Annotated in this window: 15 protein-coding genes; 11 read left to right on the forward strand and 4 right to left on the reverse strand. The window is 58.8% G+C overall.

What is annotated here, in order from left to right; translation table 11 throughout:
* Positions 1-422 precede the first annotated feature (422 nt).
* From MLE43_RS09195 to MLE43_RS09220, 6 genes are all read left to right on the forward strand, one after another.
* Positions 423-1445: a polysaccharide biosynthesis protein gene (locus tag MLE43_RS09195; protein WP_243303390.1), complete on the forward strand. Its 1023-nt coding sequence runs from the start codon at positions 423-425 to the stop codon at positions 1443-1445.
* Positions 1446-1463: 18 nt separating this feature from the next.
* Complete coding sequence (locus tag MLE43_RS09200) at positions 1464-2576, forward strand: polysaccharide biosynthesis C-terminal domain-containing protein (RefSeq protein WP_243303392.1); 1113 nt, start codon at positions 1464-1466, stop codon at positions 2574-2576.
* A gap of 1 nt (position 2577) precedes the next feature.
* Positions 2578-3708 carry a non-hydrolyzing UDP-N-acetylglucosamine 2-epimerase gene (wecB, locus tag MLE43_RS09205; protein WP_243303394.1) on the forward strand — a complete coding sequence of 377 codons (1131 nt, stop codon included), beginning with the start codon at positions 2578-2580 and terminating at the stop codon, positions 3706-3708.
* Positions 3709-3900: 192 nt separating this feature from the next.
* On the forward strand, positions 3901-5499 hold the full coding sequence (locus MLE43_RS09210) for a hypothetical protein (RefSeq protein WP_243303395.1): 1599 nt from the start codon (positions 3901-3903) through the stop codon (positions 5497-5499).
* A gap of 253 nt (positions 5500-5752) precedes the next feature.
* On the forward strand, positions 5753-7024 hold the full coding sequence (locus tag MLE43_RS09215) for a nucleotide sugar dehydrogenase (protein WP_243303396.1): 1272 nt from the start codon (positions 5753-5755) through the stop codon (positions 7022-7024).
* Positions 7025-7027: 3 nt separating this feature from the next.
* Entirely contained in the window at positions 7028-8053 is a 1026-nt protein-coding gene (locus MLE43_RS09220; protein WP_243303397.1) for an NAD-dependent epimerase/dehydratase family protein, read from the forward strand.
* A gap of 117 nt (positions 8054-8170) precedes the next feature.
* Here MLE43_RS09220 and MLE43_RS09225 read toward each other — a convergent pair whose 3' ends face one another.
* The 3 genes from MLE43_RS09225 to pnp form a co-directional block, all read right to left on the reverse strand.
* Positions 8171-9142, reverse strand: coding sequence for an NAD-dependent epimerase/dehydratase family protein (locus tag MLE43_RS09225; RefSeq protein ID WP_243303398.1), 972 nt, complete (start codon positions 9140-9142; stop codon positions 8171-8173).
* 1 nt (position 9143) lies between these two features.
* Entirely contained in the window at positions 9144-10256 is a 1113-nt protein-coding gene (locus MLE43_RS09230; protein WP_243303399.1) for a glycosyltransferase family 4 protein, read from the reverse strand.
* 385 nt (positions 10257-10641) lie between these two features.
* Positions 10642-12825, reverse strand: coding sequence for a polyribonucleotide nucleotidyltransferase (gene pnp / locus MLE43_RS09235; RefSeq protein WP_243303400.1), 2184 nt, complete (start codon positions 12823-12825; stop codon positions 10642-10644).
* Positions 12826-13323: 498 nt separating this feature from the next.
* Here pnp and MLE43_RS09240 point away from each other — a divergent pair, with 498 nt between their 5' ends.
* The 5 genes from MLE43_RS09240 to MLE43_RS09260 are packed head-to-tail and all read left to right on the forward strand — an operon-like array spanning position 13324 to position 18836.
* On the forward strand, positions 13324-14430 hold the full coding sequence (locus MLE43_RS09240; protein WP_243303402.1) for a glycosyltransferase family 4 protein: 1107 nt from the start codon (positions 13324-13326) through the stop codon (positions 14428-14430).
* 55 nt (positions 14431-14485) lie between these two features.
* A complete protein-coding gene (locus MLE43_RS09245; protein ID WP_243303404.1) occupies positions 14486-17233 on the forward strand; it encodes an SLBB domain-containing protein in 2748 nt (915 codons plus the stop codon).
* 59 nt (positions 17234-17292) lie between these two features.
* Positions 17293-17640 (forward strand): 6-carboxytetrahydropterin synthase QueD, encoded by a 348-nt coding sequence (queD, locus tag MLE43_RS09250; protein ID WP_243303406.1) that lies wholly within the window; start codon positions 17293-17295, stop codon positions 17638-17640.
* Position 17641: 1 nt separating this feature from the next.
* The gene (locus MLE43_RS09255; protein WP_243303407.1) at positions 17642-18142 is read left to right on the forward strand and encodes an LEA/WHy family protein; all 501 of its coding nucleotides are present in this window, start codon (positions 17642-17644) and stop codon (positions 18140-18142) included.
* A 13-nt stretch (positions 18143-18155) separates the two neighbouring features.
* Complete coding sequence (locus MLE43_RS09260) at positions 18156-18836, forward strand: HAD family hydrolase (protein WP_243303409.1); 681 nt, start codon at positions 18156-18158, stop codon at positions 18834-18836.
* Between the two features lie 36 nt (positions 18837-18872).
* Here MLE43_RS09260 and MLE43_RS09265 read toward each other — a convergent pair whose 3' ends face one another.
* The gene (locus tag MLE43_RS09265) at positions 18873-20330 is read right to left on the reverse strand and encodes a capsule assembly Wzi family protein (protein ID WP_243303411.1); all 1458 of its coding nucleotides are present in this window, start codon (positions 20328-20330) and stop codon (positions 18873-18875) included.
* Between the last annotated feature and the right edge of the window lie 290 nt (positions 20331-20620).

A 20620-nucleotide genomic window follows, 5' to 3' on the forward strand; every position in this document is an offset into this window, starting at 1 on the left:
TCCGTCTTTCCCTTAATGAAAGTTCCCATTGATGGCGGGTCCGGTTGAGGCGTTGAGGCCGTGGCCAGTCCAAGTCGAATCAGGCTCCGATCCTAGCACCACCCAGGGGTTGACATTGAGCACATCTTAAGCCCTGTTCTGGCGGGGAGAGCATCTGGCGCTGGGGAAGTGTGGTACCCTACGGCGCGAGGAATATCCAATATCCATGGAAAGCGCACAGGAGGCATTGTTGATCCGCTCGACTCCGGGCTCATGCCATTGGTCAGAAGGTGAATGGATGCCAGCGTTTTCTCTCGATCCTTCTCAATAAAAGGGTACATTTCCGGGTGCGGGCCCAAAGTATGGGGCCTAATCCCTTTTATTTCATCTAAGGTCCTGGATGTGGCCGGACCCTGGCCCCTATCCCTTATAAGGAAGCATTGATGTTTAAAAACAAGAAAATTCTCGTTACAGGGGGCACTGGCACCTTTGGCAATGCGGTCGTTCGCCGATTTTTGGGTACGGACATTGGTGAGATCCGGGTCTTCTCAAGAGACGAAAAAAAACAGGACGACATGAGAAAGGCTTTTGGTTGCGAAAAGTTGCGCTTTTATATTGGCGACGTTCGGGATGAATCAAGCCTCTTCTACGCAATGCAAGAGGTGGACTATGTCTTCCAGGCTGCGGCGCTCAAGCAGGTCCCATCCTGCGAGTTTTTCCCCCTGGAGGCTCTGCGTACCAACGCCCTGGGCACGGAGAATGTGGTCAACGCGGCGATCGCAGCGAGGGTCTCCAAGGTCATCGTGTTGAGCACTGACAAGGCGGTTTATCCAATAAACGCCATGGGAATCTCCAAGGCGATGATGGAGAAGTTGGCGGTGGCCAAATCGAGGGTGGCGGCACCCCGGACCACCATCTGTGTCACTCGCTATGGGAATGTCATGGCAAGCCGAGGTTCAGTCATTCCCTTGTTCATCAAACAGACCCAAGAGGGGAAAGACCTCACTATCACAGACCCGAACATGAGCCGATTCATGATGACCATCGAGAATGCGGTGGATCTGGTCCTCTACGCATTCGAGCACGGTAATCCCGGAGATACCTTCATTCAGAAGGCGCCTGCCGCCACGATTGGCATTCTTGCCGCTGCGGTGCAGAAGGTTCTAGGCAGCCAAGCTGCCCTCAAAGTGATTGGAACGCGTCACGGCGAGAAATTATTCGAGACACTTCTAACTCGGGAAGAAAAAGCCGTGGCAGAAGACATGGGCGGCTACTTCCGGGTTCCCGCAGATAATCGGGACTTGAATTATGGGAAGTATTTCACCGAAGGGGAGGAACGCGTGGGGAACCTGGTGGATTACAACTCGCACAACAGCGGTCTGCTCGACCTTGAAGGAATGTGCGACCTGCTGATGCGTCTAGAATGCGTTCAACAAGCGCTTCGAGGGCAGAAAGTGGAAATATAATCATAAGGATGGCCCAATATGAAATCGATTCTTGTGACCGGGTCGGGCGGTTTTGTCGGTCAAAATTTATGTGTGGTCCTAGGTAGGAGGGATGACACGAGGTTGCTGACCTTCGACCTTGCGGACGACCCGGGATGCCTTGAAGATCGAGTTCTTCAGGCGGATTTTATTTTTCACTTGGCTGGCGTCAACCGCCCGGTCAAGACCGAAGATTTCGAGCCAGGCAATGCCGGACTCACCGGCACGATCCTGGAGTTGCTCCGAAAAGCTGGGCGTGCCACGCCATTGCTGCTTTCATCATCCACCCAGGCAGCTTTGGAGAATCCATACGGACTCAGCAAACGGGCCGCGGAAAACTTGGTTTTCGCCTACGGACGAGATTGCGGAGCTGAGGTGTTCGTCTACCGCTTCCCCAACCTCTTTGGGAAATGGTGCCGTCCCAACTACAACAGCGCCGTGGCCACCTTCTGTCACAACATTGCTCGCGGGCTTCCTATCCATCTGAACGACCCCGCATCACCCATCCGATTGGTCTATATCGACGACCTTCTCTCAGAGGCTCTGAGAGCGTTAGAGGGGCGGCCGACCCGGAGTGGGGAGTTTTGTGAGGTTCCAATCTCCCACAAGGTCACCATTGGGCAAATCGCTGATCTTGTCTCGTCATTCCGGGAAAGCCGGGAAAATCTCTCATTCCCGGATTTGAGCGATCCATTCACCCTGAAACTCTATAGTACATATCTCAGCTATCTACCTGAGGGGGATTTTGGTTATCCCCTTAAGATGCATTGCGATCCCAGGGGTTCTTTCACAGAATTCCAGAGGACTCCCGACCGGGGCCAGATTTCGATAAACATTTCAAAGCCGGGTATTACCCGCGGCAATCATTGGCACCATACCAAGACTGAAAAATTCCTAGTGGTAAGCGGCCAGGGAGTGATTCGATTTAGGAGGCTGGGTACCTTAAAAGTCATCGAGTATCCAGTATGTGGAGATCGACTCGAGGTCATTGATATCCCGCCGGGCTACACTCATAACATCAGTAATATTGGGGATACGGAATTGGTCACCGTCATGTGGGCCAACGAACCCTATGATCCCTCCCGTCCAGACACCTGGTTTGAGGAAGTTTGAAATGAGAAAGCTTAAGGTCGCAACTGTAGTCGGTACACGGCCGGAAATCATCCGGTTATCCAGAGTCATGGCAAAACTTGATGGGACCATGGACCATGTCCTCATCCATACTGGGCAAAACTACGACTACGAGCTGAATGAAATTTTTTTTAATGACCTCGAAATTCGGGAACCAGATTATTTCTTAGGGGCTGCCGGAGCATCAACTTGCGAAACCATCGGGCAGACCATCATAAGAGTCGATGCCTTATTGAAGGAACTTGAGCCTGAGGCCCTGCTGGTGCTCGGGGACACCAATAGCTGCCTAGCAGCTCTCCCGGCCAAGAGGCGCAAAATACCCGTCTTCCACATGGAGGCAGGAAACCGCTGCTTTGATCAGCGGGTTCCCGAGGAGATTAACCGCAAGATTGTGGACCACATCAGCGATATCAATCTGACATATTCGGACATCGCAAGGGAGTATCTACTTCGGGAGGGAATCCCGCCGGACCGCGTGATCAAGACGGGATCCCCTATGTTCGAGGTGATTAATCATTACCTTCCCAAGATAGAAGCCTCCACGATTTTGGATAATTTGGGGTTGACCCCAGGCCATTTTTTTGTCGTCAGCGCTCATCGCGAAGAAAACATCGAACCCGAGCGATCGTTTGGTAAGCTCGTGAGCCTTTTGAATAGCCTGGCGGAGACCTATGGGCAGAGGATCATTGTCTCGACCCATCCCAGGACGCGAAAGCGCCTGGAAGGTATGGCTGTCACCTTTGCTCCAGAAATAGAATTTCTGAAACCTCTTGGGTTTACGGACTATGTTCGCCTTCAAATGGAGGCCCGGGCTGTCCTTTCCGACAGCGGGACTATAACTGAGGAATCTTCCATCCTTAATTTCCCGGCTTTGAACATCCGGGAGGCGCATGAACGGCCCGAGGGAATGGAGGAGGCTTCAGTGATGATGGTCGGTCTAGAGGTGGACCGGATTCATCAAGGGCTTGACCTTCTGGAAACCCAAAAGAGAGGAGTGGAAAGAACGCTCAATCGGGTGGCAGATTATTCCATGCCCAACGTTTCCGAGAAGGTTGCCAGAATCGTTTTAAGTTACTGTGATTATATTAATCGAAATGTATGGAAAAATATATAAATTTCGAAATACTTTAAGAATTATACGCCATTCAGGACGCTTCGCCCTCTGTTGGGAGCTTGCATGAATTTGTGGACACTGCGAGAGCTTCCCCTGAATATTTTCAAGTGGGCGGCCAGGGTTCCCCGATTGGCCGGACGGGTCCTTTTTGGGCAGAAATGGTCGCCCCCTGAGAGGAAAACGAGGGGCGCCATGAATTGGAAATTGGTTCGCGTTTCATTTTGCCTTGGTGCCCTCATTGCAGTGATCGATTGCCATGGGGACCTGACCAGTCAAAAGGCCCTGCGCGCACCTGAATTTATTATATCGCCCAAAATGGTTTCGCTCACCGCGGGGAGCCAACTTCATTTAAGTGCCAATTTGCATAATGCTCAGATTGATTGGAGCTCCAATTCAAGTTATGTCACCGTGGATGCCGATGGAAATATTTTCGCCACTCAAAATATGGCTGGGTGGTGGTCTCGTGCCGTAATTACAGCCAAACAAGCCGGTGGAGGCCAAGTTGCCTCGTGTAATGTAACAATTGTGGATTGGACCGCCAATCTTTCTAGCCTTGAAATTGTGGCGACGGCCGATGGGCCGACCTTGTGGCAGGTCCTGGGAGCAAATGGGAATAACCTTATCGGCTCCAATAATACAAGTCTTTTAATGGCCTCTGCGGACCTTCACCCACAAATGATTCTATCTCAATGGCCAGCTGCGCAAAGCCTGGTTCTTAAAGCCACTTCTTTTGGGTATATCCTACGCGGTACCTATGGGATATACAGTTCTAAAGATCTTATCTCTTGGACAACGGATCTTCAGCTACCGATGGGTTGCCTTACATCAGGCCTAGATACAAGTTACGACCCCAGCACCGGAAATACTTATGTGTTTACGGTAGAGTACTCTGTCAACGAGAATGATATCCATCGGGTTTGGAAGGGCACCTATTCCCCCAATGGGCAGGTTGCCTGGAAGCCGGTGCTAACTTTTGATTCGATAACAAATTGGAGAAAAGACCCATCCATTCTTGATTCTGCGCGCCATTGCCATGTTGTTTCTGTGGATCCATATACCGGTCATGTTTGGGTTGGCACTGGAGATTTTGATGTGCATTGCAGGATTTTTTGTTCGGTGGACCATGGTGAGACTTTCCAGCTTATTGGGATGGGAACTCAAGATTGGCGGACCATTTCAGTATGGTTTACGCCTAAATATGTGTACTGGAACATGGATTCGAATGCGCCTGAATCTATATGGAGAATTTCAAGATCCGTATTCGACAGCAACGGCGCATGGCCATCAATGACTCCAGAGATATCGACGGGATACACAAAACCGAATGTTGCCTATTATGTAACCCGCAGTACCAGCCAGCCAAGTTGGGTGGGTCAAATAATCACATTGAATACATCGCTTCCTTTGACGAATGATTTTATAGCAAGACCCATAACGGATCCAGCTTACGATTATAGAGAAAGGGTGATAACGCTTGAAAATGGCACCCAATGGTATACAATGTGGGTAAAAGATGATAATAATGAAAATGTTCTTTTGATGGGTGAAACACCAGAAGGACTCCGAAGAGACTACAACGGCAGGATATTCGGACTGAAGGAACGGCCGGACGGATCCTGTGATGTACAAGAACTTATTTCTTTTCCACCTGCAACTCCCTCAACAGACTATCGTTATGTTAATTGGACACCCGTTTGCCAGGATCTAGATGGGTACATATACTTCAATGGTCATAATACGGAGCATAATGTTTACAAAACAAAACTCCACTGGATTGACAATGTAAAATAAACTATCGTCCCTCACTGCCATTAGTGGGCGAGCGAGGACTTGCGCTCTAAACCGTCGCCGACTCGAGCCGAATGATGATGTATGGGTATCACCGGGACCTTTTACAATTTCAAGACTAGGCTCATGGGGCCTTCTGCAACAGGAATCAAAATAGATGCTTGCCAATAAAGGTAGGAATCATCCCCATGTCGTAATTTAATTTGTGATTGAATGCTGGCAAATTTAATGAGCATGAATAATCTAGGAGCAAACAATGAAAATTGCCATTATTGGGTTGGGATATGTGGGGCTTCCTTTGGCATTGGGTATGGCGCGGGCTTTTGAGGGAGCGGTTGGCTTTGATATCCATGAAGCGAAGATTCTTGCGTTGCGTGACGGGCATGACCCCACGGGGGAAATATCCAGCGAAGCCCTGCTGGACAGCTCTTTACATATGACCTCTGATATCGAGGATTTGCGATCATGCACTTTCTACATTGTGGCGGTACCCACTCCCATTGACGAGCATAAAGCCCCGGACCTGACTCCTGTGATTCGTGCCTCGGAAACCGTAGGCAAGGTGCTTAAGAAGGGCGACATCGTGGTGTATGAATCTACGGTCTATCCCGGTGTCACCGAAGGGGTCTGTGCAGACACCCTATTGCGCCTGTCGGGGCTGTCGCGGGGGGACTTCAGGCTGGGCTATTCACCGGAACGCATCAATCCAGGGGATAAGGAACATACGCTGGAGCGCATCGTGAAGGTGGTCTCAGCAGAAGATACCGAGACGCTTGCGACCGTGGCAGAGGTCTACGGCGCGGTCATCAAGGCCGGCGTCCATCAGGCTCCGTCCATTATGGTGGCTGAGGCCGCCAAGGTGATCGAGAACACCCAGAGGGACATCAACATTGCGCTCATGAATGAACTTTCCCTCATCTTCGACCGCATGGGCATTCGGACGGCCGATGTGCTGGCGGCGGCGCGCACCAAGTGGAACTTCCTGCCTTTCACGCCAGGCCTGGTGGGGGGGCACTGCATCGGCGTGGATCCCTACTATCTGACCACCAAGGCCCAGCTCTTGGGGTACCACCCGGAAGTCATTCTCGCTGGGCGCCGCATCAATGATGGCATGGGGGCCATGATCGCCCAGAAGCTGATCAAGCTCCTCGTCCATGCGGATATCCCACCCAAGTGCGCGAAAGTCGGGATCCTGGGGCTCACCTTCAAGGAGAACGTCACCGACCTTCGTAACAGTCGGGTGCCGGACATCATTCAGGAACTTCGGCAGTTCGGCATCGAGCCCCTAGTCCACGATGCAGTCGCTTCGGCCCACGAGGCGAAAGAGGAATACGGTCTGGAAGTGTCTGGATTGGATGCTTTCCAGGCCCTGGACGGCCTGATCCTGGCCGTAAGCCACCGGGCCTATCTGGAAGTGGGGCCCAAAGCCCTGGCTACTAGGCTTCGTCCTGGCGGGATCTTCCTGGATGTCAAATCCGCCTTTGCGCCTGGGGACTTCCCGCCGTGCACCACCTACTGGAGTTTGTGACCCATGCCCTACGATGATGTTCTGGGAGCGCTGCATGCCTCCCCCCGCACTTGGCTCGTGACGGGAGCGGCGGGATTCATTGGATCGAATCTGGTCGAAACCTTGCTTCGCCACGGCCAGATCGTGGTGGGTCTGGATAATTTCGCCACCGGCTTTCCACATAACCTCGAGGATATTCACGGCCAAGTGGGCGAGGAGGCGTGGTCCCGGTTTACTTTTCATAAGGACGATATCCGGGATCTGGAAGCCTGTCGCCGCGCCTGCAAAGGGTGCAACATCGTCCTCCAGCAGGCCGCCCTGGGGTCCGTGCCGAGGTCCATCGGCAATCCCATCGCAAGCCACCAGGCGAACGTGGATGGATTCCTCAACATGCTGGTGGCCGCCAAGGACGAAGGGGTGGACCGGTTCGTCTTTGCATCGTCCAGCTCGGTCTATGGCGACCACCCGGACTTGCCCAAGGTGGAGGAGCGGATCGGCAGGCCCCTCTCCCCGTATGCCCTGACCAAGGCCATTGGCGAGCAGTATGCGGCCGTATTTGCTCATACCTATGGCTTCAAAGCCGTCGGCCTTCGCTACTTCAATGTATTCGGCCGTCGGCAGAATCCGGACGGGGCCTATGCCGCGGTGATTCCCAAGTGGATCTCAACCCTGCTTCGCGGTGGTGATTGCCAGATCAATGGAGATGGGGAGACGAGTCGAGATTTCTGCTACATCGCCAATGTCGTGCAGGCCAATATCTTGGCCGGGACAGTTCAGGATGAAGCCGCGTTGAATCAGATATACAACGTGTCTTTTGGGGGGCGGACCACGTTGAAGAGTCTGTTCGCACTGATTCGGGATGGGCTGTTGCAAGCAGGGGAAGGGATTCAGGGCCAGGAACCGATATACGCCCCTTTCCGGGAAGGGGATGTCAGGCACTCTCAGGCTGATACCTCTAAAATTCGATCACTACTTGGTTATACACCCACCCACGATATTGCTTCCGGTCTGAGCGAGACACTGGCCTGGTACATTAATCGACTGGCCTAGGCCTCCCTAATATTTTCAAGTCGAGGGGATTGCTCGAAAAAGACCCGGAGTATTTTCAAAGCTTGGCAGCTCTCCATGCTCGGAAGTTGGCCGTATACGACTGAATTCCAGTTCTCGTCAATTATCAGAGGCGAGCTTCACGCCAAAATCACTTGTTAGGGTGCGGCTCATACCTTCATTTAGGCTGAATGGAGCATTGAATCCGGTATCGGTGATATGGCACGAGCTGAATTGGGTGCTCTCACAGAATTTTTTCACACGAATAGCGCTGACCGTGAATTTCCGGTTGATGATTTTAGCGATGATATCTATCAGGGTGGCTAAGATGATACCAACCGAATATGGCAACCGAAAACGGATCTTGTTCCTGCGGTTCATTGATAGGGAAACCAAATTGGTTAGCTCGTTCATATTCAAATCTGGCTTGTCGGCATAATTGAATATTTGGTGACCCGATAAAGATTCACAAAAACCTAAGAAGGCGGCCACATTACCGACATAGGCCATAGATTTCTTGTTTTGCCCATTGCCAATCATGATAAAGCGGCCTGTCGCAATCTGGTTGAGCAGATTATATACATTGCCTCGATTGGACTCTCCAAACACAACTGAAGGCCTGATGATGACTAGATTGCGGGTTTTGTCCGCAAGCAGCCAATCTTCATAGACCTGCTCTGCCTGCAATTTGCTTTTACCATAGTCGTTGAATGGATTTTTTTCACCATTCTCATCTGTATCTTGATTTGTAAAACCATAGACAGCTACGGAGCTTGTAAAGATGATTTTCTGAATGCATAATTTTGTAGCAGCTTCGCATACATTACGAGCGCCATCGACGTTGACTTCATAGTAAAGAGAGGTTGGACTCACGTTGTCGAGGTGTTCCGCTGCGAGATTCCAAATGACATCACAGCCTCGGAGTGCCTCGAGCAGAGCTGCCTCATTGCGCACGTCGGCCACAATGGTCAACTCCGGGTATCTTAGGCTCTTTATTTTATCGATAATACGAACATCACGCCCTGCCTCTAATAGAGTTGCTACCAACCGTGAGCCAATAAACCCAGAACCTCCGATTACGGCTACAGTCATATTATTGCCCTCCAGATCTCTTGGCTATATTTCTATAGATTAACAATGTTTTCGTTAACATACACTCGAAAGTGAACTCTCGATCAAAAAGCGCTTTCCCCTTCATGCCCATCCGGCTCCGCAGGTCGGGACTCTCTATTAACGCCCTCAGGGCACTTGTCCACCCCCTTATATCGCCGCGGGCCACGAGCCATCCAGTGTTGCCATCAAGCACCGCTTCTCGAACACCACCGACATTGGAGGCTACGACAGGCAATCCGGCGCGCATGGCCTCTAGAATACTGCGAGGGAATCCTTCCCACTTGGTTGGGAGTACAAAGATTTGGCAACGCGATAAAATTTCATCTATATCGTCACGAGTGCCCCAAAATCTAACTCGATTGGAAATGCCCAATTCGGCTACCCGTGCCTTGGCCTGCTCGATTCTGCTGCCATGACCGATCAAGTCCAGCGTCCATTCAAGATCCTTCAGGCCAGCCAGGGCCTCGAATAGTAGTGAGTGATCCTTGGGTTCGTCGAACCGGGCAGTCATTACGATTTTAGGCACTATCTTGGTCGGATCTGCAATCATCGAGGCATCGATCGTCGGCATACCATTGTGTACGGTGGTCACCTTACTCGGGTCGCAAACCGAATACTTGATAGCTAACTGCCGGTCGTTCTCTGACACAGTTAGGATGTGAGTAGCGAGAGGAGCCACCAATTTTTCGGCAGTCAAATAAATTGCTTTTGAAATAGCCGGAACTCCATCGGTAAAAGCCCAGCCATGGGCTGTAAACAGCACCGGAATATCATTCATTCGTGCAGCAATACGACCGACCCACCCTGCCTTAGATGAGTGGGTGGATATGATCTGAGGTCGAATGGCCTTGAATAGTTTATGCATTTCTATTACACACCTGATATCCCGTATCGGATCAATCTCTCTTTGCAAAGATTTCAAGGTGTGAACATTTATGCCACGTGTCATAAGTTGATGAGAAAACATGCCTTCATCGCCGACTACAACGTGAACCTCGTGTCCTTTGGAGTTCATATAAGTGGCCAAATCCCGAACATGGATTTGGGCACCACCAATCGGATCGGATTTCGTCACCACATAGGCGATTTTCATGATTACTCCCGTACACCATCCAGCCTTCCGCAGGGTAGCAGAATCAGGTCTTCCTAGCGACCTTGTTACACTAAATAGGCTATATCTATTTCAAGGTAAATGAACAAGAACGAATGAAAAAGATAATTAATTTAAAATGGATGCTCATAATTATTTAAAAGTAAAAAACACAATTTCAGTTTTCAGGTTGTGTAATGAGTGGCTATTGAGGTGAATTTGGTTAGATTGATAAATTCACGGTTAGCAACAGAGGTGCGAAACATACTTGTATTGACCATGCTTTTTATTGATCTGAAACATTAGAATTTATGATAAGTAGAAATTATGAGTACAAACCATGAAGGGGGCCTCGCCGAGGCCCCCTTCATGGCAAAGGCTAATAAGCTTACCGGTCACGCCGGGGGGGGCGGGGGCGGCGGGGGCGGTCGTCGCGGGCGGGGGCATCGCCTTCAGGCTCTTCTTCCATGCCTTCGGGCTTGGGGATGAGGGCCTTGCGGCTGAGCTTGATCTTGCCGCTCTTCTCGTCGATGCCGATGCACTTGACCATGACTTCCTGGCCTTCGGTCAGCTCATCGGCGGGCTCCTTCACGCGGTGGTGGGCGATCTCGCTGACGTGCAGCAGGCCGTCCAGGCCGGGGAGGATGGTGACGAAGGCGCCGAACTCGACCACCTTGGCGACCTTGCCCAGGTAGGTCTTGCCAACCTCGGCGGTCTGGATGAGGTCGCCGATCATCTTGAGGGCGATCTGCAGCTTCTCCTGGGTGGGGCCGGCGACCTGGCAGAGGCCGTCGTCGTCGATGTTCACCTCGCAGCCACTCACCTCGATGATGTTGCGGATGGTGGCGCCGCCCTTGCCGATGACGTCGCGGATCTTCTCCTTGGGGAGCTGGATGCTGTGCATCTGGGGGGCGTTGCTGGCGAACTCGGCGCGGGGGGCGGCGAGCACCTGGCCCATGAGGTCCAGCAGGTGCAGGCGGCCGGCCTTGGCCTGATCGAGCGCCTTGGTGAGGATCTCGGTGGTGATGCCGCCGATCTTGATGTCCATCTGGAGGGCGGTGATGCCCTTCTCGGTGCCGGCGACCTTGAAGTCCATGTCGCCGTAGTGGTCTTCCTGGCCGGCGATGTCGGACAGGACGACGTACTTGTCACCGTCGCTGACGAGGCCCATGGCCACGCCCGCCACCGGGGACTTGAGCTTGATGCCGGCGTCCATCAGGGCGAGGGTGCCGCCGCAGATGGTGGCCATGCTGGACGAGCCGTTGCTCTCGGTGATGTCAGAGACCACGCGCACGGTGTAGGGGTTCTCCTCGGGGGAGGGGAACACGGCGAAGAGGCTGCGCTCGGCCAGCATGCCATGGCCGATCTCGCGGCGGCCGGGCCCGCGGTTGGGCTTGCACTCGCCCACGCTGTAGCCGGGGAAGTTGTAGTGGAGGTAGAACTTCTTCTTGTACTCCTCCTCCAGCCCGTCGATGATCTGGGTGTTGTTGATGGTGCCCAGGGTGGTGGTGACGAGGGCCTGGGTCTCGCCGCGGGTGAAGAGGCAGCTGCCGTGAGCCGCGGGCAGGACGCCGATCTCGATGTTCAGGGGGCGGATCTGGTCGAACTTGCGGCCGTCCAGGCGCACGCCCTGCTTGAGGATGGCGTTGCGGAAGAGGGTCTCCTTCAGCTCGTCGAAGCAGGCGACCAGGTCCTTCTTCAGCTCGGGCTTCTCGGTGCAGAACTGGGCGACGGCTTCCTTCTTGAGGAGGTCGATGGCCTTGTAGCTCTCGATCTTCACCTTCATGGTCAGCGCCGCGAAGAGCTTCTCGGCGAAGGCGGCGGCGACTTCCTGGTAGAGGGCCTCGTTGCGCTCGGCCTTGGCGGCGGCGACCTTGGGCTTGCCCACCTTGGCCTGCAGATCCTTCTGCAGCTTCACGAGGGTCTTGATCTGCTCATGGCCGAAGGCGAGGGCCTTCACCATGTCGGCTTCGAGCACTTCCTTGGCGCCGCACTCCACCATCACCAGGGCGTCGGCGGTGCCGGCCACCAGCAGGTCGATGTCGCTCTCGGCGCGCTGCTCGACGGTGGGGTTCACCACCAGCTGGCCGTTGACGCGGCCCACACGGACGCCGCCCACGGGGTTCACGAAGGGGATCTCGCTGATGATGAGGGCCGCGGAGGCGCCCACCATGGCGAGGGTCTCCGGGGCGTGCTGGCCGTCGTAGCTGAGCACCTGGGCGGTGATCATGGTGTCGCCGTTGTAGCCCTCTTCGAACAGGGGCCGCAGGGGACGGTCGATGAGGCGGGAGGTCAGGGTTTCCTTGGTGGTGGGGCGGCCCTCGCGCTTGAACCAGCCACCAGGGATCTTGCCGGCGGCCAGGACGGGCTCGCGGTAGTCGACGGTGAGGGGGAAGAAGTCGATGCCTTCCCGGGGGGTGCCGTAGCACACGGCCACGAGCACCATGGTGTCGCCCTGGCGGACGACGACGGCGCCGTGGGCCTGCTTGGCGATACGGCCGGTCTCGATGCTGATGGGCGTGTCGCCCAGGTCCACCGAGACGGTCGTGGGGTTGAATTTCAATGCGTTCATGCGCGCTCCTGGGCCCTCGGGCCCACTGGGGCTCCCCTGAGCCCGGCTCTCGCGTCCGGGTCTCCTGCGATCGCTCCATGAAACCCGTCCGCCGAATCCTGAGCCAGGAGGGGGAGGTGGGCTTCCTGCAGAGGTCGCCGCCGAAGGGGAGCAGGTGAAAATCGGCTTGGCCAGGATACCACGGGCCCACTCTGGTCGTGGACAAGGCCTCCGACCGGGTTGGAAGCGGCTTACGGAGGGCCCTGGCGGGTGGAAGGGTGGCCGGTTGGGGAATGAGGCCTATTTTGGATGAACTGGTTCGAGGCGGTAGGATGGCAAGAGAGATGGCCTCCAGCCCTGGTTGTCATGTGTTGTTTGCCAGTTCTCGGAGATGCCAACGGAATACATGCCTGCGTGTGTTTTCTGCGTAAAAATCCATAAGGGATCAACCCATCCCGAGAAATTCCGATCCAACAGCTTGAACGCCCCTGCAGCATTCCCCGTCCGACAAGGCTTTCCATGTTTCAGGCCCCCCAAATCGCGGCGCTGACGGCCCTGGTCACGGGCGGGCTGGTGCTCTTCCTGGCCCGAACCCTCGGCCCCAAGGGATGGATGGACGTGCCCTCCGGTCGCAAGTCCCATGCCCATCCCGTTCCGAGAATCGGTGGGCTGGCCCTGCTGGTCGTCCTCCTGGTCGCCAAGGCGCTGGGGGTGCTCTATCTGGGGCTCTCCGCCCTGGAGTGGTCGGTGGTCGTGGGCCTGGCCGCCCTCGGGGTGCTGGATGACCGGTTCAACCTCCGGGCCCGCTGGAAGGCCGCCGCAGGAGTGCTGGTGGCCATCCCCCTGGCGGCGGCCCACAGCCGGGAGCTCCTGCTGAGCGGGCGGAATGTGACCCTGTTCGGGCTCGACATCCCGGACCATGCCTACGTCTTCTTTCCGCTGCTGCTCCTCTGGTACTGGGGCATCCCTCAGGCCATCAACCTGATCGATGGACTCAACGGCCTGTCCCTCGGCTTCTCCTGCCTCGTGCTGGGGGCGCTCGGCCTGAGCACCAACAGCCCGCTGGGAGCGGGCTCGGCGCCGCTCTGGGGCGCCCTGATCGCCCTGCTGCTGCTGAACTATCCCAAGGCCCGGCATTTCATGGGGGATGCGGGTTCCCTGGGCCTGGGCAGCCTGTTGGCCATCCTGGTGATGGACCGGGCCCTGCTGTTCCATCGCGGGCTGGGCTTCTGGCTCATGGCCTATCCCATCCTGGACGTGGCCACGGTCGTGGCCATCCGCCGGTATTCGGGGCGCCCCCTGGGGCAGGCGGACCGCAGCCACCTGCACCACTGGGTGCTGGAGCATGCGGGCGGCAGGGCGTGGCTGGCGGTGCCCCTCCTGCTGGGCCTGGCCGCCCTCCCCATGACCCGCGACCTGCCCTGGGTGCATGCCAAGGCGGTCTCCATGCTGGGCCTCGGCGCACTGGTCCTCCTCGCCCTCTGGGTGTTCGTGGACAAGGCGATTCTCAACCCCCTCTCCGCCTTCGTGCCGCGGAAACCCCGCCATGCGTTCCTGAACGAACCTTCCGGCACACAACCGTCGGCCTTTCTGAACCAAGGATCCGGCACCCATCCAGCGGCCTGATCGCGTGCTAGCGTAGGGGCGAGGTTCTTTCGAACCTGCGATCAGGGGTTTGTTTATGCGTTCGAGGATGTTCCTGGGCTTGGTTTGCGTCTGCACGGCCGTTTTCGCCCAGCTCCCCCAGGGTTTGGACCTGCAGGCGCTCAAGCAGGCGGCGGCTGCGGCCGGCGTCCAGGGGATGAGCTCCCAGGGGGAGGTCACTCCATCCAAGTCGGCCGCGAGTCTGCCGGTCACCCAGGCCAACCCTGAGGAAGCCGCCCGGGAGCGGAGCGAAGACGAGAAGCTTGAGGCGGACATCAAGGCCCTGAAGGCCCGGGAGAAGGGCCCGCGCCGCTTCGCCTCGGACCTCTTCCTGGTGCGCCAGCGCGGTACGGCCGCCACCGAAGGCGGCATCGCCGAGGATTACGTGCTGGGCACCGGCGATCGGCTGAATCTCAATGTCTTCGGCAGCGCCACCTTCGACCTTCCCGTACAGGTGGATGGCCGTGGCGAGATCGTGATCCCCAAGGTGGGTACGGCCAAGGTGGGCGGCCTGACCCTCGGCAAGGCCAAGGCGGTGGTGCAGGGTCTGGTGGGCCGCAGCTTCTCGCGCTCCACGGTGGACCTGCAGGTGATCCAGCTGCGGGAGGTGCGGATCTTCGTGCTGGGTGAGGTCTACAAGCCCGGCAGCTACCTGGTGTCGAGCCTCAGCTCCCTGGTGAATGTGCTGGGCCTGGCCGGGGGGCCCACGGCCGTGGGCAGCTACCGGGACATCCGCGTCATGCGCGGTGGGAAGAAGGTGTTCAGCCTGGACCTGTATCCCCTCCGGGCCGAGGGCCTGGGGAACCCCAATGTGGCCCTGCAGAGCGGCGACACCATCTTCGTACCCCTGGCCCAGAACCAGGTGCTGCTGGAAGGGGCCTTCCAGCGGGTGGTGGGAGCCGCCGCCAGCCAGGAACAGGACGAAGGGCAGGGCCCGTTCCAGGCCATGGATGCACAGGAAGAGTTGCGCGCCCGGCTGTTGCGGGAGAAGAAGGCCGTGGAGACCCAGCTCGGGCTTGTCAGGGCTGAAGGGCGCAAGGCCGAGGACAAGAGGGAAACGGAGGGCAAGACGGATGTCGCGCCGGCCCCTTCGCTCGCAGAGCAGGCGGGCCTGGAGGATCGCCTCCAGGCCATCCAGTTCCAGCTGGAGGACCTGCGGTCCGCCCCGGTCTCAGATCACCGCCTCCGCCTCAACCCGGCGAACGGTCAGCCCCTGAAGGCCAAGGATGCAGCCACGCCCGATTGGTTGCGCCGGTGGACGGAGTACGGCACCGCGCCCCAGATGCAGTTCGAGATGCGCGAAGGGGAGACGGCCCAGGATGCCCTCCGCTGGGCGGGAGGTTTTGCCTCCGAAGCTGGGGCGGGCACCCTGACCCTGCGTCGGAGAGAACTGGATGGCATGATGACCGGGCGGGACATTCCGCTTGGGCAGGCGTCCGGGCTGGCCCTCCAGCGCGGTGACGTCCTGTCGTCGCTGCCCCGCCGCGAGCGGAGGGGCCCCGTCGTCGAAGTGGCCGGCTGGGTGCGCGTGCCCGGGGTCTTCGCCCGGACGGAGAACCTGCGGGTGGGGGACTTCCTGAAACGGGAGAACCAAGTGCTGCCGGATTCCTACCTGGGCCGGGGCGAGGTCGTGCACACGGGTCTCGACGGCACCCAGCGTCTGCAGGCCTTTGATGTGGCGAAGGCCCTGGCGGGGGATCCGGCCCACAACCTGCTGCTGGAGGACCGGGATCGCATTGAGCTCTTCCGCCTGGATGAGCTGCGCCTGCCCAGGACCGTCTCGGTGGTGGGGCCCGTGGCCCGCCCTGGGACCTATGGCTTTCTGGCGGGCATGCGCGCTTCGGACCTGATCTTCCGCGCTGGGATTCTCCAGAAGGACGCGGACGGCCTTATCGCTGAGCTGGCCCGCAGCCAGGATGGCAAGCCCAGCGAGGTGATCCGCCTGGACCTGGTGAAGCTGTTGTCCACCGAGGCTTCCAGCCCCGTCGCCCTGCTGGACGATACCGTGAACCCCCTGATCCGGCCGGACGACCAGCTGAGTCTCTTCGCCCGTCCGGATTTCAAGATCCATCGGACGGTTCGCGTCTCGGGCCAGGTGGCGCGTCCCGGCTCCTATGCCCTGGATCAGGACCGGCCGAAGCTGTCGGACCTGGTCAAGCGGGCGGGCGGCCTGACGGCCGAAGCCATGCCCAAGGCCGGCATCTTCATCCGGCGCCTGAGCCGGGATGTGTCCCGGCAGAAGGCCGCGGCGGCGACGGGGGTCACTCAGGACCCCACGGCCCAGGGGATCAACGACATCCTGGACCGGCTCAATGAGACCAAGCGCCAGCCCCTGACGGGCCAGCTCCTGAGGAACCCGATCATGCACGGTCTGGTCGCCGGGGATCTCAACCGCCTGGTGGTGGACTTCGACCAGGCCCTCAAGGGGAATGAGACCTACGACGTGGAACTGCAGGACGGGGACGAGATACTCATTCCCAGGCGGGTGGATGCCGCCTACGTGGTGGGGGAGACGGCCAGTCCCTTCGCTTCGTTCAAGGTGGTGCCGGGCGAGAAGGTGTCCGACCTGCTCAGGCTCGCCGGCGGGACCACCCGCAATGCGGACACCTCGAACATCCGCCTGCTCAAGGCCGACGGCCGCATTCTCGACAGCTGGGTGGAGGGGAAGCTGGTCGAGCCTGGCGATACGGTCCTGGTGCCCCAGCGCTTCCGCCGCGATACCAGTTGGCAGGAGAACCTGCAGGCTCTGACGCCGCTGGCCCTGATCCTGAACGCCATCAAATAAGGGCGCCTGGTACACTGAGGGGCCCCGCGACCGCGGGGCCCTTTTCTGCCGTGAGTGCCATGATCCTGCGCAAAGAATACTGGTTTGAAGCCGCCCACTTCATCTACAACCATCCCGGCAAGTGCCGGAACCTCCACGGCCACAGCTACAAGCTCTTCGTGTCCCTGGAGGGGAAGGTGAACCCCGGGACCGGCATGATCATCGACTTCGACGACCTCTCGAAGGTGGTGGTCGAGAACGTGATCTCGAAGCTGGACCACCGCTTCCTCAACGACCTCATCCCCCTGTCCACGGCCGAGAACATCTCGGTGTGGATCTGGGAGCAGCTCAAGCCCGCACTGCCCCAGCTCTGCCAGATCGAAGTCTACGAGACCACCGACAACTGCGTGATCTACCGCGGGGAATGACATGAAACGCGCCCTCGCCCTCTCGGCCCTCGTGCTCCTCGCCGGCTGCGACGCCATCAACCCGGCCCTGCAATACCAGGAGGCGGCTCGGCAGCTGCGTTTCTCGCTGGACCGTGTGGAGCCGCAGATCGAGCTGGCCTTCCCGCTGGAGCAGTCGCGGCTGCGGCTGCGGCTGGATGTGGGCGTGGACAACCCCACGGACCAGCGCCTCCGCACGCGGCGCGTGCGTGGGGATCTGCGCCTGGCGGCCCAGGGCGGCGACCACGCCCTGGGGGCCATCGGCTTCCCCGAGGGCATGGACCTGGCGCCGAGGGGCCGCAGCACCCTGCATGCCGAGGTGGTGCTGAGCTACGCGGACCTGAAGAGCGCCTGGGGGCCCCTCACGGCCGCCGCCACCCGCCGCGAGCCCGCCACCTGGAGCCTGAACGGCGAGGCCCGCTTCGAGGTGCTGGGCATCGAGTTCGGCGTACCCTTCCGCACGTCGAAGGCCTCCGGGCGATGAGCTTCGGGGCCGCATGATCCGCGCCGTCGTCTTCGATCTCTGGAACACGCTGGTCTTCAGCCCGGCGGGCAGCCCATTCCAGCGGTTGAAGGGCCTGCTGCGGCCGGAGCAGGAGCACCTGCACGCGGCGCTCATGCGGGATGGCATGATCCGGCCCTATGCGTCGGTGGAGGCCTTCCTGGAGGCCTGGCGGGAGCCGGCGAGGCTCGATCCGGAGCAGATGGAGGCCATGGCCCAGGCTTTCCGCGAAGCGGGCGAGCAGGCGGAGTGCTTTGCCGGCGCGCCCGAGGCGGTGGCCGCGGTGCGCGACCTGGCCCGGGTGGCACTGTTGTCGAACACCCAGAGCTTCGGCCTGGAGCTGCTCGACCGCCTGGGCATCTCCGAGCGCATCCGGTTGCAGCACCGCAGTGCCGACCTGGGTGCCCTCAAGCCCGAGGCCGCGGCCTACGAGGCGGTACAGCGACGGCTGGGCCTCTTCCCCGGCAACCTCGCCATGGTGGGCGACAGCTGGACGGATGACGTGCAAGGCGCGCTGGCCGTGGGCTGGACCGCGATCTGGGTGAACCGCGACGCCAAGCCGAGGCCCGAGCACGACCCGGATGCTTCCCTCTACGAGGTGCGCAGCCTGGACCGCGTGCCCGAGCTCATCGAGAACCTTCAGCTGGGCATGCGCTGTCCCACCTGCCTGGGGTGAACCCGCTCCGGTGCAGTGCGGGCTTCATGCGGGGCGTCAGGGCCGGGGCCAGGTCCAGCCCAGATCAATGAACCAGCGGAAGCCGATGCGCGCGTCGCCCTTCACATTGAGGTAGGCGTTCTGGCGCTGGGCGCTGACGCCGGCCTGGACACGCAGTACCGGGTCCGGTCGCCACTCCACGAGCTGCTGGAGGCCGAGGAACCGGTTGCGCACCGGGGTGGCGCCGGGGTGGTCCTGGAACCAGTCGGCCAAGTCATCCGGGTTTGCCGGGTCGATCCGGTGGTCAGGCTCTCGAAAAGGGCGGTCGCCCCAGAGCAGCCAGGTCCTCGTCGCCCACCGGGGCGTCCAATCGACCTCTGCGCGCAAGGTGACCGTCCGTGCTTCGCCGGCGGTGGCGTTGCCCAGGGGATCCCCCTCGAGGTAGAAGCCGGAAAGGTACGAGCCGTGCTCAAAGCTGCGGTGATTCGACATGCCAGGGTTGTCGGGATTCAACAGGCTATTGGCGCTGTCGAGGTACTCGATGCCAAGGCGCATCCGGTGCCAGCGGACCAGCAGGCCCACCGCATCGTTCGGGACAGGCGAGGTTGGCAGGACATACCTGGCGCGCTGGTTCCACGGATAGGCCGGGGCATGCCAAAAGCTCTTCCAGTCACGTTCGAGATCCTGGGAGAGCGCGTACCCAGGGCGATGGAGCAGGATTTGGGTGCGGGTATTGACGGCCTTGGCACCGCGGGACACGTAGAAACGGACATCCTCGGCTCCGAACAGGCGCTCGAACGGGCTCAACCGAACCCGGATTCCGACATCCGAAGTGGAGGCGCTTTTCACCCGTCCCGTACTCAGGGGCGAAAAGGATCCGGGGCCAGCATTGAAATCCACGTCCCCCTCAGCATAGGAGTCCTTCAGGCCGAAGAACGAGGCGATCCAGTGACGGGCCTGGTACCCGTCGGTGAGGGATTTCCCCTGGACACTGCCCCCGAACAGGTTGATGTAGTTGAGGTACAGCTCGGTGCTCTCACCCAGCTGGGATTCCAGCCGGAGGCCGGACAGGAAGGGGCGCTGCGGATCCCCCAAGTCGGCGATGGCACGCTTCCGGAAGGAGGGGTCCTGGCTGGCTTCCCCGACCACCTTGTGGCCTTCCACCTGGCCCAGGAAGATCTGTCCTTTCCAAGTGCCGAGGGGCATGCCGAACACGCGGATGTCCTTGAAGGGCGTCTCCACTCGGAATCTGGGGAAGGGGCGTGCGGCCTCGCCGAGGACATAGCCGCCGTTGAGGCCATAGCCCCACACGAGGGGCTCCTGCTCAAGGGCGGTGCGCCAGCCACCCTTGGAGGTGTAGGCGAAGTGGAAGCGCTGGATGATCAGCCGGGATTGGCCTTCGGCATCCCGCCAGGCGTTGACCTGTCCGGCCATATCCCAGCGGGTGCCGCTCCAGCCGGCCTCCAGGTGCGTGCCCTGGCCGGTGAGGGCGTTCCCGAGGCCCAGGCTGTCCACGAAGGTGGCCGGCGCTCCGTGTTTGTCTCCGGCCCAGACGCCTCCCCCGTACCAGGCGCCCTGCCGACCCGTTCCCAGGGGCTCTTGATGGAACCAGCCAGGCGGAACCTGGGCCACCAATGGCAGGCAGGCCAGAAGGCAAGGCAGAACAAACACTGGTCGGTCGTATCTCACGCGGGAACCCAACTCTGATGGCGCCCGGGAAATCGAAGGCCTGGCCGCCTGCAAGGCGGAGTTTCCGGCTCCGCATTCCGCGAGTCTATACGAGATTCGCATGTCAGCAGACTCGG

This window comes from Geothrix oryzisoli (assembly GCF_022808865.1).
GTDB classification, from domain to species: domain Bacteria; phylum Acidobacteriota; class Holophagae; order Holophagales; family Holophagaceae; genus Geothrix; species Geothrix oryzisoli.

Bases quoted from the DNA above. Each gene is read 5' to 3' on its own strand.
- MLE43_RS09195 (WP_243303390.1), top strand. From the start codon at position 423: ATGTTTAAAAACAAGAAAATTCTCGTTACAGGGGGCACTGGCACCTTT.
- MLE43_RS09220 (WP_243303397.1), top strand. From the start codon at position 7,028: ATGCCCTACGATGATGTTCTGGGAGCGCTGCATGCCTCCCCCCGCACT.
- MLE43_RS09240 (WP_243303402.1), top strand. From the start codon at position 13,324: ATGTTTCAGGCCCCCCAAATCGCGGCGCTGACGGCCCTGGTCACGGGC.
- MLE43_RS09255 (WP_243303407.1), top strand. From the start codon at position 17,642: ATGAAACGCGCCCTCGCCCTCTCGGCCCTCGTGCTCCTCGCCGGCTGC.
- MLE43_RS09245 (WP_243303404.1), top strand. From the start codon at position 14,486: ATGCGTTCGAGGATGTTCCTGGGCTTGGTTTGCGTCTGCACGGCCGTT.
- wecB (WP_243303394.1), top strand. From the start codon at position 2,578: ATGAGAAAGCTTAAGGTCGCAACTGTAGTCGGTACACGGCCGGAAATC.
- MLE43_RS09210 (WP_243303395.1), top strand. From the start codon at position 3,901: ATGAATTGGAAATTGGTTCGCGTTTCATTTTGCCTTGGTGCCCTCATT.
- MLE43_RS09260 (WP_243303409.1), top strand. From the start codon at position 18,156: ATGATCCGCGCCGTCGTCTTCGATCTCTGGAACACGCTGGTCTTCAGC.
- pnp (WP_243303400.1), bottom strand. From the start codon at position 12,825: ATGAACGCATTGAAATTCAACCCCACGACCGTCTCGGTGGACCTGGGC.
- MLE43_RS09200 (WP_243303392.1), top strand. From the start codon at position 1,464: ATGAAATCGATTCTTGTGACCGGGTCGGGCGGTTTTGTCGGTCAAAAT.
- MLE43_RS09215 (WP_243303396.1), top strand. From the start codon at position 5,753: ATGAAAATTGCCATTATTGGGTTGGGATATGTGGGGCTTCCTTTGGCA.
- MLE43_RS09225 (WP_243303398.1), bottom strand. From the start codon at position 9,142: ATGACTGTAGCCGTAATCGGAGGTTCTGGGTTTATTGGCTCACGGTTG.
- MLE43_RS09230 (WP_243303399.1), bottom strand. From the start codon at position 10,256: ATGAAAATCGCCTATGTGGTGACGAAATCCGATCCGATTGGTGGTGCC.
- queD (WP_243303406.1), top strand. From the start codon at position 17,293: ATGATCCTGCGCAAAGAATACTGGTTTGAAGCCGCCCACTTCATCTAC.